Genomic DNA, 14,556 nt, shown 5'->3' with positions numbered 1-14,556 from the left:
CCGGGCGCGGACCTCGAGCACGATGCGCCGGTTTCTCGAACTCGAGGATTCCGTGCCGGACGACCTCCTCGAGGTGCTGCCCGGCGCGACGGTGCCGTTCTGGGCACTGGTGCGGATGCAGATCTTCTGGATGCTGTCGGCCCAGCAGACGGGAAGCGTCGAGGTCGCCCGGACGAGCGAGTGGACGCGGGCGAAGGAGCTCCGCCGGATCGTGCGAGGTTTCCTCCCCGACCGATGGGACGCCGTACGGCGGGCACATCGACACGACGTCGCCTTCTACGTCTCGGGCAGCACGCTGTCGCAGGAGGGGACGAGGGCACGGAACTGGCTGGTCGACGACTTCGCCGATGCCGCCGGGGACGCGCTCGTCGTCCAGGTTCGCCCGCTGCCGGCATCGATCGGCGCACCGGCGTTCCGCCCGACGCTGAGCATGGAATCGGCGATCGCCCGGTCGCGCTGGCGGGCACGGGGGACGTCGCTCGCCCCCGCGACGATCCGGTCGATGGACCGGCTGCTCGATGCCTTCGCGCGGCACCTCGATCAGCCGGCCGGTGCTTTCTCGGCCGTCGGGCAGCGTGTCCGGGTGACCGAGCTGCAGCGCCCTCACCAGCTCGGCGAGCTCTCGCGGCTGCTCGAGCGCGTGAAGCCGCAGGTGGTGCTGTTCGACAACGGCTCCTACAGCTACCAGGGCGAGTGGGTGGGGCTGATGAAGGATGCCGGAGCCTGGGTGGCCGAGCCGCAGCACGGATGGATCGGCCCGTCGCACGCCGCGTACAACTACGGTGCGGTCTTCCGCGAGGGGCTGCTCCGGCGCGCACTGCCCGACGAGGTGCTCACGTTCGGGACCTACTGGTCGGACTCGATCCGTCACCCGGGCGTCGTCACCGCGATCGGCAAGCCGCACCTCGAGCGAGAGGCGGCCGCCGCCGAAGCGACCCGTCCCCGCAGCATCCTCGTGGTCTCGTCCCGCACGGATCCCGACGCCACCGATGCCTTCGTCATGGAGCTGCGGGCTGCGCTCGGCTCGACGTGGTCCCTCGTCTTCCGCCCGCACCCGGGCGAGTTCGCCGAGGCGGTGGAGCGCTACCCCCGGCTGTCGGCCGACCCCGGCATCGCGGTCGATCTCTCGCCCGACGTGTACGAGTCGCTGAAGCGGTCGGCCGTGGTGATCGGCGAGGCCAGTACCGTGCTCTACGAGGCGCGCGCCTTCGGATGCCATGTCATCGCCCGCGACAGCCCGTTCGGGGGCGATGTCGTCGGCGAGGCGTTCGGCCGGAGGGTGACCGATGTCGCCGATGCCGTTCGGCGGATCGAAGCGCTCGGGCATGGCCCGACGGTCGACGTCGCGACGGACCCGGCCATCTGGGCGCCCGACTCCGTCGCCGCCTTCCGGACCTGGCTCGGCACCCGCCGGGCGGGGCGACGTGCTGCCTGACCGGCCGTCGGGGGACGGCATCCGTCCCGACCGCTCAGGTTCGCTGTCCTAGAATGTGCTGGTCCCCGCGGCGTCCCCCTCGCTGCGTGCCGAATGAGTGAGGCCTGTGACCGATACCCGAGACCTCTTCAGCGCCGTCCCGCGTTCCGAGTTCGACACCCCCGGCAAGAGCCGAGGGCTGATCGATGTCGTGCGGTGGCGCTACCTGCTGCGCCTTCTCATCCGCACCGGCGTCACGACGCGCTACCGCAACTCGGTGCTGGGCTGGACATGGTCGTACGTGCGGCCTGCCGCGCAATTCCTCGTGTTCTGGGTCGTGCTCGGGCTGTTCCTGCAGATGGACCGCGGCATCGAGAACTACGCGGTCTACCTCTTCAGCGGGATCGTCGTCATCAACCTGTTCTCGGAGGGTTTCAAGAACGCGACCACCTCGATCGTGGGCAACGCCGCTCTTGTGCGCAAGGTGTTCCTGCCACGGCAGCTGTTCGCCGTGTCTGCGGTGGCGGTGGCCTTCGTCCACTTCCTGCCGCAGGTCGCGCTGCTGCTGGTGGTGTGCCTGGTGCTCGGCTGGATCGTCAACATCTCGCTCCTCTCCGTGCTGGCGATCTTCGCCGGCATGGCGATCGTGATGATCTTCGCGCTCGGTCTCGGGCTGCTGTTCGGCGCCATGAACGTGCGCTACCGCGACGCGGAGAACATCGTCGAGCTCCTGCTGCTGCTCGCCACGTGGGCATCCCCCGTGCTGTACGCCTGGTGGCAGGTGCAGGAGGCGATCGTGGACATGCTCGGATGGCCGCAGTGGGTCGTCGAGCTCTACATGCTCAACCCGATCACGCAGGGAGTCGAGCTCTTCCACTACGCCTTCTGGCGGCCGGTGACACCGGGTGCGTTCGAGATCCCGCCCGGACTGGCCTGGAACACCCTCGCGACCTTCATCATCGCCGTGGCGACCCTGCTGCTCGGTCAGCTGGTGTTCCGCCGCCTCGAGGGAAGGTTCGCGCAAGACCTATGACCCAGCAGACGGCGATCAAGCCCAGCATCATCATCGACGGCGTGCGCAAGCGCTTCACGCTCAATCACGCCTATTCGCTCAAGGACACCGTCGTGTCCTGGATCAAGCGGCGCAAGCTCACGAGCGAGTTCGAGGCTCTCAAGGGCATCGATCTCACCATCGGGGAGGGCCAGTCGGTGGCCGTCCTCGGCCTGAACGGCTCGGGCAAATCGACCCTTCTCAAACTGATCTCGGGAGTCATGGAGCCCGACGAGGGCGAGGTGCTCACGCGCGGACGCGTGGCGGGCCTGATCGAAGTGGGCGCGGGCTTCCACCCCGAGCTCTCCGGCCGCGAGAACATCTTCCTCAACGCCGCGATCCTCGGCATGAAGAAGAGCGAGATCGAGGCGCGCTACGACGAGATCGTCGCCTTCAGCGAGATCGAGGCGTTCATCGACCAGGAGGTCAAGCACTACTCCTCCGGCATGTTCATGCGTCTCGCGTTCTCGGTCGCCATCCACGTCGAGCTCGACGTTCTCCTGGTCGACGAGATCCTGTCGGTGGGCGATGCGCCCTTCCGTGAGAAGTGCCGCCTCAAGTTCGAGGAGCTCATCGCCGATCGCAAGACGCTGCTCATCGTGAGCCACGATCTCGAGATGGTCCGCGAGCTGTGCGACCGGGGCATCGTGCTCAACAAGGGCGAGGTGGTCTACGACGGTCCCATCGAGGGAGCGGTCCGCCTGGTGGAGTCGTGATCGCCGCCTGGGCAGGTGCATCGCCCGTACTCCTCGTCGCGTTCGCCGTCGTCTTCCTGCCGGGCCTCGCCCTCGGCGCCGCCGGGAGATTGCGTGGCCTGACGCTGTGGGCGCTCGCGCCCGTCCTCGGCGTCGCGGCATTCGCGGGGCTCGCACTCGTCTACGGCGCGGCGCGCGTCCCCTGGTCGGCGCTGACGATCGTCGCCGGCCTCGCGGTGCTCGCCGCAATCGCCTGGCTCGCCGGGCTTTGGCTGGGGCCGCGCCGAACCGAACCGAGGCCGGCAGGCCGCGGCATCCGCCTGCTCGCCGCCGGGCTGGTGATCGGCATCGCGCTGACGACCGTCCGCTTCGTGATCTACGTGCACGAGCCCGCGGCGATCTCGATGACGAACGACGCCGTGTTCCATCTGAACGCGGTGCGGCACATCCTCGAGACCGGATCGGCGTCGTCGCTCCAGGTGAGCTCCGTGGTCGGCAGCCGCGGCTTCTACCCGGCGGCGTGGCATGCTCTCGCGTCGGCGGTCGTGCTGTTCACCGGTGTGGAGATCCCGGTCGCGGCCAACATGGTGTCCCTCGTCATCGCGGCGGGGGTGTGGCCGGTCGGCGTCACCTGGCTCGCGCGGCGCATGGTGGGCGCAGGATCGATCGTGGTGCCGCTGACGGCCGCCCTCTCCGCCTCGCTCGTGGTCTTTCCGATGCTGATGTTCCAGTGGGGCGTGCTGTACTCGTTCGCCCTGTCGCTCGCGCTCGTGCCGGCGGTGGCGGCCCTGGTCGTCGGCTCGGCGGCGTGGATGACCGCCGATTCTCCTGTCGCCGGTCGCGCGCGCTCGGCCGTGCTGCTCGGCGTGCTCCTGCTCGCGGGGCTCGGCGCGATCGCGCTGTCGCAGCCCGCATCTCTGCTCACGTGGGCGATCATCGCGGTGTCGTGGTTCACCTGGTGGGCGGTTCCGGCCGCTTTCGCGACCACGGGCCGAACCCGCGGGGTCCTGCTCGTGGCCGCCGCCGCGGCGCTGGCCGTCTTCGTCGCGCTGTGGGTCGTGCTGTCACGCGCCACCTCCGGCTCTCACTGGCCGCCGTTCCGCACCAAGGTCGAGGCGGTGCTCGACGTGCTGCTGAACGGGCCGGTGCTCCTGCCGGTGATGGCCGGTGTCAGCATCCTCATGCTCGTCGGCGTGGTCGTCGCGGCCCTCCGCCGTGAGCTGCGCTGGCTCGCGACCGCCTGGGTGGTGCTCGCCGGTCTCTACGTGGTCGCCGCCTCGATCGGCAATCCGCTCCTGCGCCGGATGCTTCTCGGCGCCTGGTACGCCGACCCGTACCGCATCGCCGCGGCGTGCGCGGTCGTCATCGTGCCGCTCGCCGCCGTCGGCCTGGCATGGATCGCCGGCTGGGCGACCCGCGCCATCTCGCGCCGGCGAGGGGCGGAGGCCGACGCTTTCGGTGCGCGGTGGGCGCTGGTCGCCGTGGCGTCGCTCGGGGTCGCCGCTCTCATCGCCGCGCCGATGATCCAGATGCGGGCGGTCACGCAGGGCACCGTCGACGCCGAGTCGCGCTATGTCACCCCCGACTACCTGTCACCGGACGAGCGAGCGCTGCTCGAGCGGCTCGACGAGCACGTCGGCGAGGGCGAGCGAGTCATCGGCAATCCCTCCACCGGGATGGGATTCGGCTACATGCTCAGCGGCCGCGACGTCTTCCCCCGCACGTGGGCGCACCCGCGTACGCCGCAGTGGCAGCTCATCCAGAACGACCTCCGCGATGCCGGCACCGACCCGGAGGTCTGCGAGGCGCTCGAGACGTACGGGTCGCCGGACTTCGTGGTCGACTTCGGTCTGGGCGAGAGCACGCCGGGCCGCTACGAACTCCTGGGGATGACCGACTTCGAGGGCAGGCCGGGCTTCGAGCTGGTCGACCGCGAGGGCGACGCGTCGCTGTGGCGGATCACCGCATGCGAGCCGTGAGCGCGAGCCGGTCGCGACTAGGATTGCGTGATATGCCCGCCCCCGTGCAGAACCTGCTCGTCGTCGTTCCGGCGCTGAACGAAGAGGAGTCGGTCGCGGCGGTGGTGCAGAGCGTCCGTGAGGCCGTGCCCACCGCCGTCTGTCTCGTGGTGGACGACGGGTCGACCGACGCCACCGCCCGTGTCGCGCACGAGGCCGGCGCCGTCCTGCTCCGACTGCCGTTCAACCTGGGTGTCGGCGGAGCCATGCGCGCGGGCTTTCGCTACGCACGCGATCACGGCCATACCGTCGTGGTGCAGGTCGATGCCGACGGACAGCACGATCCCCGCTACATCCCCGAACTGATCGCCCGGCTCGACACCGCCGACGTCGTCATCGGCGCCCGCTTCGCGGGCGTCGGCGACTACGGCGCGCGGGGACCGAGGCGCTGGGCGATGCGGGTGCTGGCGCGCGCCGTCAGCCGCGTCGCCGGGCATCGCCTCGACGACGTGACGAGCGGCTTCAAGGCCAACGGTCCGGCAGCGGTGCGCCTGTTCGCCGACACCTACCCGGCCGAGTACCTGGGCGACACCGTGGAGGCGCTCGTGATCGGCGCCCGCGCGGGCCTTCGTCTCACACAGCTCCCCGTCGCCATGAGGCCGCGCCAGGCGGGAGCGCCGTCGCACCAGCCGTTGCGCGCCAGCGTATACCTGCTGCGCGCGGGCATCGCCTTCCTGCTCGCGCTCCTGCGCCCGCGTGTGCCGATTCCCGCCGAGGTGGCCTCATGAACCCGATGACGTACGCCTTCGGCATCGCCGCCGCACTGCTGGCTCTCGTCGCGATCATCGAGCTGATGCGGCGCGCGACCCTGCGCGAGCGCCACGCGGTCTGGTGGCTCGTCGGCGGCGTGATCGCCCTCGTCGTCGCCATCTTCCCGCAGACCTTGACGTGGGCGGCCAGGCTGCTCGGCATCGCCGTTCCGACCAACCTGGTGTTCTTCATCGCCATCGGGCTGCTGTTCCTCGTGAGCCTCCAGTACGGCGCCGAGCTCACGCGCGTGGAGGACAAGATCCGCACGCTGGCCGAGCAGAGCGCGTTCCACGAGCAGCGGCTGGCAGAGCTCGAGCGCGCAGGCCGCAGCGGCGCGGCCGACCCCGCGGCCACACCGGCGCCACCGGCGGCGCCGGCGGAGGGCGCCGCCGACGACACAGCGGACGATCGCTCGGACGGACGGCGATGACGGCATCCGCCACCGGCCGCCCCGCGGTCGTGATCGCGTCGCGCCTGTTCGTGCCCGAGGTGAGCGCGGGCGCGTTCCGGCTGGGAGCGCTCGCGCGCGGACTGTCGGATGCCGGTGCCGACGTCGCCGTCATCACCACCGTCCCGCCCCCTCACGCACCCGCGACGCCTGATCCGACCGGTGTCGCGGTCTCCCGCTGGCCCGTGCTGCGCGACCGCGGCGGGAACGTGCGCGGCTATGTGCAGTACGCGAGCTTCGATGCGCCGCTGGTCGTGAGAATCCTCTTCCGCCGCTGGCGCCTTGCGGTCGCGGAGTCGCCGCCGACGACAGGACTCGTGGTCGCCGTCGTGGCGGCACTGCGACGCCGTCCTTTCGCGTACTACGCGGCGGATGTCTGGACGGACGGCGTGAAGTCCATGGGCGCCTCGGGCCCGGTCGTCGCGGTGATGCGCTGGATGGAGCGCGCGGTGCTGCGGCGCGCAGCGGTCACGCTGTCGATCTCCGACGAGGTGACCGACAGGCTCGTCGCGCTGGGAGCCGACCGTGACCGGGTCGTCGTCGTCGGAAACGGCATCGACACCGCGGTGTTCTCGCCCGACCTCACGCCGGCCGCATACGACCGCTACTTCGTCTACACCGGCACGATGTCGGAGTGGCAGCGCCCCGACATCTTCGTCCGCGCCTTCGCCGCGATCGCGGACGAGCATCCGGACGTCTCGCTCCGCTTCTTCGGCCAGGGCGCCGTCGAGCGCGATCTCCGCGCCCTCGCTGAGCGGCTGGTGCCCGGGCGGGTGACCTTCGGCGGCGTGGTCAGTCCCGCCGACGCCGCCTCGTGGATCCGCGGCGCGACCGCCGCCCTCGTCAGCATCGCCCCGGGCATCGGGTACGACTTCGCCCGGCCGACGAAGACGTACGCGGCGGCGGCATGCGGCACCCCGGTGCTCTTCGCCGGTGCCCGATCGGGTCGTGAGCTCGTCGCGGAGGCGCAGCTGGGGGAAGCCGTCGGCTTCGACGCGGACGAGGTCGCCGAGGCGATGCGACGGCTGCTCGCGGCAGCCGAGTCCGGCGAGACGGACCGCCGGCGTCCCGAGCGCGCCCGCTGGGCTCTCGAGCATGTCTCCCTCGCGGCAGTGGGCCAGCGCGCCGCCCGGGCGGTGCTGTCGGCACTCAGCAGGCGACCATGACCGCCGGATACAATCGACCCGCACCGCACGCCGGCCTGCGGCCTGGTGCAAGGAGCCCCCTACCGTGACACACTCTTCCGCCGTGCGCATCGTCGACTCGGCCGACGTCTCCTCCGAGGCCACGATCGGCGACGGGTCGTCCATCTGGCACCTCGCCCAGGTCCGCGAACAGGCGGTTCTCGGTCGCAACTGCATCGTCGGCCGCGGTGCGTACGTCGGCACCGGCGTCGTGATGGGCGACAACTGCAAGCTGCAGAACTACGCCCTCGTCTATGAACCCGCGCGCCTCGGCGACGGCGTCTTCATCGGACCCGCGGTCGTGCTCACCAACGACACATACCCCCGTGCGATCAATCCCGACGGGTCGCTCAAGAGCGCGCACGACTGGGAGCCCGTGGGGGTCACCATCGAGACCGGTGCGTCGATCGGCGCGCGGGCCACATGCGTGGCGCCGGTCACCATCGGCGCCTGGGCGACCGTCGCGGCCGGCGCGGTCGTCGTGAAGGACGTCCCCCCGTACGCGCTGGTCGCCGGCGTGCCCGCGCGGCGCCTGGGCTGGGTGGGCAGGGCGGGAGTGCCGCTGACCCGCGACGAGCCCGACGGCCCCTGGATCTGCCCGGCGACGGGTGCCCGATACATCGAGTCCGACGGACTCCTGACAGAGGAGAACGCGTGAGCGAGTTCATCCCGCCCGCCAAGCCCATCATCGGTGACGAGGAGCGCGAAGCGGTCGACCGCGTGCTGCGCAGCGGCATGGTCGCGCAGGGTCCCGAGGTCGCCGCATTCGAGCGCGAGTTCTCCCAGCACTTCGTGCAGGGACGCCCGGTCGTCGCCGTGAACTCCGGCACGGCGGGCCTGCACCTCGGCCTGCTCGCCGCGGGCGTCGGGCCCGGCGACGAGGTCATCGTGCCGTCGTTCACGTTCGCCGCCACCGGCAACTCGGTGGCCCTCACCGGTGCGACCCCGGTCTTCGCCGACATCGAGCCCGAGACGTTCACCCTCGATCCCGCCGCGGTCGAGGCATCCATCACCGCCAAGACCAAGGGCATCATGCCCGTCCATCTCTACGGCCACCCCGCCCGCATGCGCGAGCTGGAGGCCATCGCGGCGAAGCACGGCATCGCGCTCTACGAGGACGCCGCGCAGGCGCACGGGGCGTCGCTCGACGGGCGGCCCGTCGGCACGTTCGGCGCGTTCGGCATGTTCTCGCTCTACCCGACGAAGAACATGACCAGCGGCGAGGGCGGCATGATCTCGGCGGCGGACGACGGGATCGCGCGCACCGCGCGTCTGCTGCGCAACCAGGGCATGGAGCGCCAGTACGAGAACGAGGTCATCGGCTTCAACGCCCGCATGACCGATATCCACGCGGCGATCGGGCGTGTACAGCTGACGAAGGTGGATGCCTGGACGGCGACCCGCCAGTCCAACGCCGCGTTCCTCGATGCGAACCTCAGCGGTGTCGTGGTGCCGCCGGTGCTCGACGGCGCCGTCCACGTCTACCACCAGTACACGATCCGGGTCGCCGAGGACCGCGACGGCTTCGTCGCCGCGCTCAAGTCCGAGCACAACGTCGGCAGCGGCGTGTACTACCCGATCCCGAACCACCGGCTCCCGTCGCTCGCGCACTTCGCGCCGGGGCTCGACCTCCCCGCAACCGAGACCGCGGCGCGCGAGGTGGTCTCGCTTCCCGTGCACCCCTCGCTCTCGCGGGGCGACCTCGAGCGCATCGTCGAGGCCGTCAACGCCGTCGCGGGAGCGGGCGCCTGATGTCGGCTCTGCGAGCCGGCCTGCTCGGCGTCGGCATGATGGGGCGGCACCACGCGCGCGTGCTGCGTGAGCTGGACGGCGTCGACCTGGTCGCGATCGCCGACCCCGGAGGAGACCCGCACGGGGTCGCGGGGGATCTCGCGATCCTTCCCGACATCGACGCGCTCATCGCGGAGGGCCTCGACATCGCCGTCGTCGCGGTCCCGACCCGCTTCCACGAGGCGGCCGCGCTCAAGCTCGCGGACGCCTGCGTGCATACGCTGGTCGAGAAGCCCATCGCCGACACGGTCGAGGCAGGGCAGCGCATGGTCGACGCGTTCGCCGCCGCCGGTCTCGTCGGCGCGGTGGGGCACATCGAGCGCTTCAATCCCGCGCTGCAGGAGCTCCGCCGTCGCATCGAAGCGGGCGAGCTCGGCGCGGTGTACCAGGTGGTCACGCGCCGGCAGGGGCCGTTCCCCTCGCGCATCGCGGATGTCGGAGTGGCCAAGGACCTCGCGTCGCACGACGTGGACCTCACCGCCTGGGTGGTGCAGAGCGACTACGAGCGCGTCTTCGCCCAGACGGCCTTCAAGAGCGGCCGCGAGCACGAGGACATGATCACGATCACCGGGCGCACCGCCTCCGGCGTCATCGTCAACAACATCGTGAACTGGCTGAGCCCGATGAAGGAGCGGGTCACGGTGGTCACGGGGGAGAAGGGCGCGTTCGTCGCCGACACGTCGACAGGAGACCTCACGTTCTACGCCAACGGCACCATCCCGCTCGAGTGGGAGTCGGTGTCGTCGTTCCGGGGTGTGTCGGAGGGCGACGTCACCCGCTACGCGTTCGCCAAGCGCGAGCCGCTGCGGGTGGAGCACGAGGCCTTCCGCGACGCCGTCCTCGGTGTGCCGACCGACGTCGTCACCATGGAGCAGGGACTGCGCACCCTCGCCGTCGTCGAGGCCTCGCTGGCTTCGGCGCGCACCGGCGAGTCCGTGCGCTTCTGACCGATGGTCCAGATCGTTCGCACCCTGCGAAGGCTGCTGCCGCTGCTTCCGGCATCGGCCAGCAGGTTCCTCCTGGTGTTCGGGATCGTCTCGGCGGTGCTCGCCATCATCGACGTCGCGGCGCTCATGACGCTGGCCGTGGTGCTGGCCGGCACCGTCGCCGGCGGCGTCCAGCTGCCGCTGGTGGGCGCGATCCCGCAGGACCAGGTCATCTGGCTCATCCTGGTGCTGGCGGGCGTGGTCATCGCGAAGTCGGCGGCCAACGTCTGGCTGCAGTGGATCGCGACCCGCCGCTTCGCCACCTACGAGCTGGCCGTCGGACAGGAGCTGTTCGGCGCGTACATCCGCTCATCGTGGACCGACCGGATCTCGCGCAACAGCGCCCAGATCGTCGCGATGACCGACAGCGCGATCGCCAACGTCGTCGCCGGGTTCCTCCTCCCGGTGACCACACTGCCCGGCCTGATCGTGACGGCGGTCGGCGTCGTCGCGATCATCGTCGTCGCCCAGCCCCTCACCGCCGTCATCACCACCGTGTACCTGGGCGGCATCGCGCTGCTCCAGTACCTCGTGCTGACGGGAAAGACCCGCCAGGCCGCTCGCGTCGCCCGGGACTCGTCGCTGCGCGTGGCTGCCCTGATCTCGGGGATGATCGCCTCTCTCAAGGAGATCACGCTGCGCGACAAGGCGGACGAAGTGGCGGACGTCGTGAGCGCGACGCGTCGCATGACCTCGCAGGCGCGCGCCAACGCGAGCTTCCTCTCGGCCGTGCCGAGGTTCATCTTCGACGCGGCGATCATCGGTGGATTCGTCGTGGTGGGCGGCGCCGCCTACATCGCCAACGGCGGCGACATGGACGCCACGATCTCGGCAGTCGCCCTGTTCGGCATCGCCGGCTTCCGCCTGGTGCCCTCGCTGACGGGCTTCCAGACCGTACTCACCCGGACGGTCACCGCCGGCCCGTACATCGAACTCGTCATCGCCGATGTCGAGGCATCCAAGAAGTTCCACGCCGACCGCGAGGAGCTCGGGCGTGAGCCGCTGCCGGCCGCTCCGCGGAAGCTGGAGCTCGACGACATCTCCTTCTCCTTCCCGGGCAGCGACATCCCGGCTCTTCGCGACGTCTCGGTCGAGATCCCGCTCGGCAGCAGCGTCGGCATTGCCGGCGCCTCCGGTGCGGGGAAGTCCACCCTCATCGACCTCATCCTCGGCCTGCTCACGCCGACGTCCGGGGTGATCCGCATCGACGAGCGGCCGCTCACCGACGTGCTGCGGGCCTGGCGTGAGCACGTGGGCTACGTACCGCAGGAGGTGACGCTGTTCGACGGGACCATCGCGCAGAACATCGCCCTCACCTGGACCGACGACTACGACCGCGCACGGGTTGAAGAGGTCGCACGGCGTGCCCAGCTGTGGAGCGTCATCGAGGGGCGGGCTGACGGACTCGACACGCGCGTGGGAGAGCGCGGGCTCAGTCTCTCGGGCGGCCAGCGCCAGCGCCTCGGCATCGCCCGGGCGCTCTACTCCGATCCCCTCATCCTCGTGCTCGACGAGGCGACGAGCGCCCTCGACACGAAGACGGAGTCCGACGTGGCCGAGGCGATCCGCGGGCTCCGCGGCGACGTGACGGTGATCGCCGTCGCGCACCGGCTGAGCACGATCCGCGAATCGGACCAGATCCTCTTCCTCAGCGACGGCGCGGTCGCCGCGCAGGGGACGTTCGACGAGGTCGTGGCCGAGAACCCCGACTTCGCGCACCAAGCGCGACTCGCCGGGCTCGCGTGAGGGGCGGGACGACGGTGCGGCGCCTCGCGGTCCGCGCTGCCCGCGCGGTGCTGGCGCTGGTGCCCGACCCGGTGCTCGGGCGGATCCTGCCCGGAAGGCTGGGCTGGCGCGTCCATCCGCTGCCGGTCTCGGAGGCGCCCGCCGGCGACGTGCGGCTGCTGATCGCGCCGGTGAACTCGGCTGGTCAAGGCTTCCGCTGGGCCCGCGCCGCCGAGACGCTTCCGGGGGTCGGTGCGGCCAACCTCGAGACCACCAGTACGGGGATGGCGGCCTTCGGGTTCCCGGCCGACACGTCGGTTCCCGAGGGGGCCTTTCTGTTCGCGCGCGGCTGGCAGCGCAGGCAGCGCCACGCGGTGCTCGGCGGGTTCACCCACGCCATGCTCGAATCCGGTCGTTACCTCTACGGCACCGACCCGGGCCGGACCCCCGTTCAGGTCGCCCGCGACACCGAGCGGCACGGCGTCCGCGTGGCGCTGCTCTGGCACGGCAGCGACATCCGCCTGCCCAGCGCGCACGCCGCGTGGGAGCAGGACTCGCCGTTCGGTGCGCGTGGCGCGTACCCGGCGGACTCCACGAGGATCCTGGAGTCCAACGCCCGCGCTCATCGTCGCATGATCGAGGACTCGGACTTCCCGGTCTTCGTATCGACGCCCGGCCTCCTCGACGTGCCGCGATCGCGGTGGCTCCCTGTGGTCGTCGACCCCGCGCGCTGGCGTGCCGAACACCCGCCGCTCACGGGCGGCGTGCCGGTCGTGGCCTACGTGCCGAGCAACTCGCCGCTGAAGGGCGGCCCGCAGGTCGACGAGCAGCTCGCGGCCCTGGAGCGCGAGGGACTCATCGTGTACCGTCGGCTCGAGCGCATCCCCGCCGAGCAGATGCCGGACGTGTACCGCCAGGCCGACATCGTCCTCGACCAGTTCCGCATCGGCGACTACGGTGTCGCGGCGTGCGAGGCGATGGCTGCGGGCCGGCTCGTGATCGGGCACGTCCACGCCGATGTCCGCCGCACTGTCGAACGCCTGACCGGGCACGAGCTGCCGCTCATCGAGACCCGCATCGATGAGGTCGGACCCCGCATCCGCGAGATCGTCTCAGACCCGGCGCGCTGGGCCGCCGTCGCCGCGGCAGGTCCCGCGTTCGTCGACGCGGTGCACGACGGAGCAGAATCGGCGCGCGCGATGCGGGAGTTCCTCCTCGGGGACTCGGCGGGTCGCCACGCCTCCCGCTGATAGGCTTCGACCTGGTCCGCGACCGCCCTTCCCGTCGTCGCGACGCGCGACAAGATCCTCTGGACATGCCCGTGAACGACAGCCCGCGCCCGCGGATCCTCTGCATCTCCTTCTCCGACATCCGCGCCGACGCGCGCGTGCTGCGGCAGCTCGACGTGCTCGCCCGGCATGGCGAGGTCACCACGCTGTCGTACGGGGAGCGGCCCGACGCCGCGCACGATCACCTGCAGATCGACAGCGCGCTGCCTTCGCTTCCGCAGACGATCCCGGGCGTGCTGAAACTCGGCCTGCGACGCTATCGATCGGTGGCGCTCGACGCCCCCGCCGTGCGGGCGGGGCGGGCGCTGCTGGCTGGCCGTGAGTTCGACATCGTCGTCGCGAACGAGGCCCGCGCGCTGCCGCTCGCGAGTGTCGTGGCCGGCGCTCCGCGCATCTGGTGCGACCTGCACGAGTGGGCGCCGGCAGAGCGCTCTCACGTACTGTCGTGGCGGCTGCTGGTGGCGCCGTTCATGGACTGGGTGTGCCGCACGTACCTCCCGCGGATCGATGCGAGCACGACGGTGAACCAGTCGATCGCGACCATGTACGAGGAGCGCTTCGGGGTGCGCATGGACATCGTGCGCAACGCGATCGCGTATCGGCCCGACCTCTCTCCGTCGCCTCTCGCCGCCGACCGGATCAGGCTCGTCCACAGCGGCGGCGCTGTCCCCGGGCGGAACATCGAGGCGATCATCGACGCGGTCGATCTGCTCGGTGACGCGTACTCCCTGGACCTGTTCCTGATCCCGTCCCGCCAGGGCGACAAGTACTGGCAGCGCCTCGTCGACCGCATCCAGGCCAGCCCCCGGACCACGCTTCATCCGCCCGTGGCGCCGGACGACCTACCGGACGCCCTCAACGCCTACGACCTCGGCGTGTTCATCCTTCCCCCGCACACCCCGAACCACCGGCTGATGCTCCCGAACAAGTTCTTCGACTTCGTTCAGGCCCGCCTGGGGATCGTGTTCGGACCGTCCGTCGAGACCGATCGCCTCATCCGCCGCCACGACCTCGGCGCCATCACGGCGGACTACTCCGCCGCCGATCTGGCCCGCACACTGCGTGGGCTGTCACCCGATGACGTTCGGCGATTCAAGCAGAACGCGAACGGCGTGGCGGAGCTTCTGTCGTCGGAGGCCGACGTGGCGGTGCAGGAGGGCATCCTCACACGCCTCGCCTCCGCCTGAGCGCAAGCCGCCGCCGGC

General features: G+C 70.9%; 13 protein-coding genes. All 13 read left to right on the top strand.

All coding sequences use genetic code 11. From position 1 onward, the window contains the following. Positions 1-52: 52 nt before the first annotated feature. A complete protein-coding gene (locus ACFC1W_RS13875; protein ID WP_375993603.1) occupies positions 53-1,435 on the top strand; it encodes a hypothetical protein in 1,383 nt (460 codons plus the stop codon). Between the two features lie 106 nt (positions 1,436-1,541). Next, a complete protein-coding gene (locus tag ACFC1W_RS13870; RefSeq protein WP_375993600.1) occupies positions 1,542-2,447 on the top strand; it encodes an ABC transporter permease in 906 nt (301 codons plus the stop codon). Next, positions 2,444-3,181, top strand: coding sequence for an ABC transporter ATP-binding protein (locus ACFC1W_RS13865; protein WP_375993597.1), 738 nt, complete (start codon positions 2,444-2,446; stop codon positions 3,179-3,181). Before ACFC1W_RS13870 ends, ACFC1W_RS13865 begins: the two co-directional genes overlap by 4 nt. Beyond that, a complete protein-coding gene (locus ACFC1W_RS13860) occupies positions 3,178-5,139 on the top strand; it encodes a DUF6541 family protein (RefSeq protein WP_375993594.1) in 1,962 nt (653 codons plus the stop codon). The genes ACFC1W_RS13865 and ACFC1W_RS13860 overlap by 4 nt, the downstream gene beginning before the upstream one ends. A gap of 32 nt (positions 5,140-5,171) precedes the next feature. Beyond that, complete coding sequence (locus tag ACFC1W_RS13855; RefSeq protein WP_375993591.1) at positions 5,172-5,906, top strand: glycosyltransferase family 2 protein; 735 nt, start codon at positions 5,172-5,174, stop codon at positions 5,904-5,906. Next, the gene (locus ACFC1W_RS13850) at positions 5,903-6,358 is read left to right on the top strand and encodes a DUF2304 domain-containing protein (protein WP_375993588.1); all 456 of its coding nucleotides are present in this window, start codon (positions 5,903-5,905) and stop codon (positions 6,356-6,358) included. The genes ACFC1W_RS13855 and ACFC1W_RS13850 overlap by 4 nt, the downstream gene beginning before the upstream one ends. After that, positions 6,355-7,542: a glycosyltransferase family 4 protein gene (locus ACFC1W_RS13845; protein WP_375993585.1), complete on the top strand. Its 1,188-nt coding sequence runs from the start codon at positions 6,355-6,357 to the stop codon at positions 7,540-7,542. The genes ACFC1W_RS13850 and ACFC1W_RS13845 overlap by 4 nt, the downstream gene beginning before the upstream one ends. Before the next feature lie 64 nt (positions 7,543-7,606). Next, positions 7,607-8,218 carry an acyltransferase gene (locus ACFC1W_RS13840; RefSeq protein ID WP_375993582.1) on the top strand — a complete coding sequence of 204 codons (612 nt, stop codon included), beginning with the start codon at positions 7,607-7,609 and terminating at the stop codon, positions 8,216-8,218. Beyond that, positions 8,215-9,312, top strand: a complete 1,098-nt coding sequence (locus tag ACFC1W_RS13835; RefSeq protein ID WP_375993579.1) for a DegT/DnrJ/EryC1/StrS family aminotransferase — start codon at positions 8,215-8,217, stop codon at positions 9,310-9,312. Before ACFC1W_RS13840 ends, ACFC1W_RS13835 begins: the two co-directional genes overlap by 4 nt. Next, positions 9,312-10,298, top strand: a complete 987-nt coding sequence (locus ACFC1W_RS13830) for a Gfo/Idh/MocA family oxidoreductase (protein WP_375993576.1) — start codon at positions 9,312-9,314, stop codon at positions 10,296-10,298. Before ACFC1W_RS13835 ends, ACFC1W_RS13830 begins: the two co-directional genes overlap by 1 nt. 3 nt (positions 10,299-10,301) lie before the next feature. Beyond that, complete coding sequence (locus ACFC1W_RS13825; RefSeq protein ID WP_375993573.1) at positions 10,302-12,083, top strand: ABC transporter ATP-binding protein; 1,782 nt, start codon at positions 10,302-10,304, stop codon at positions 12,081-12,083. Positions 12,084-12,097: 14 nt separating this feature from the next. Further along, a complete protein-coding gene (locus ACFC1W_RS13820) occupies positions 12,098-13,312 on the top strand; it encodes a glycosyltransferase (protein WP_375993570.1) in 1,215 nt (404 codons plus the stop codon). A 65-nt stretch (positions 13,313-13,377) separates the two neighbouring features. Then, positions 13,378-14,538, top strand: coding sequence for a hypothetical protein (locus tag ACFC1W_RS13815; RefSeq protein ID WP_375993568.1), 1,161 nt, complete (start codon positions 13,378-13,380; stop codon positions 14,536-14,538). The last annotated feature ends 18 nt before the right edge of the window (positions 14,539-14,556 follow it).

It is taken from the genome of Microbacterium sp. NPDC056003 (assembly GCF_042274785.1).
GTDB lineage: Bacteria > Actinomycetota > Actinomycetes > Actinomycetales > Microbacteriaceae > Microbacterium.
Note: the sequence above shows the minus strand (reverse complement) of the source record. Positions and strands in the feature narration are given on the sequence as shown.

Excerpts from the sequence above, each read along its gene's own strand:
- ACFC1W_RS13865 (WP_375993597.1), top strand. The coding sequence starts at position 2,444 with ATGACCCAGCAGACGGCGATCAAGCCCAGCATCATCATCGACGGCGTG.
- ACFC1W_RS13855 (WP_375993591.1), top strand. The coding sequence starts at position 5,172 with ATGCCCGCCCCCGTGCAGAACCTGCTCGTCGTCGTTCCGGCGCTGAAC.
- ACFC1W_RS13850 (WP_375993588.1), top strand. The coding sequence starts at position 5,903 with ATGAACCCGATGACGTACGCCTTCGGCATCGCCGCCGCACTGCTGGCT.
- ACFC1W_RS13845 (WP_375993585.1), top strand. The coding sequence starts at position 6,355 with ATGACGGCATCCGCCACCGGCCGCCCCGCGGTCGTGATCGCGTCGCGC.
- ACFC1W_RS13830 (WP_375993576.1), top strand. The coding sequence starts at position 9,312 with ATGTCGGCTCTGCGAGCCGGCCTGCTCGGCGTCGGCATGATGGGGCGG.
- ACFC1W_RS13825 (WP_375993573.1), top strand. The coding sequence starts at position 10,302 with ATGGTCCAGATCGTTCGCACCCTGCGAAGGCTGCTGCCGCTGCTTCCG.
- ACFC1W_RS13815 (WP_375993568.1), top strand. The coding sequence starts at position 13,378 with ATGCCCGTGAACGACAGCCCGCGCCCGCGGATCCTCTGCATCTCCTTC.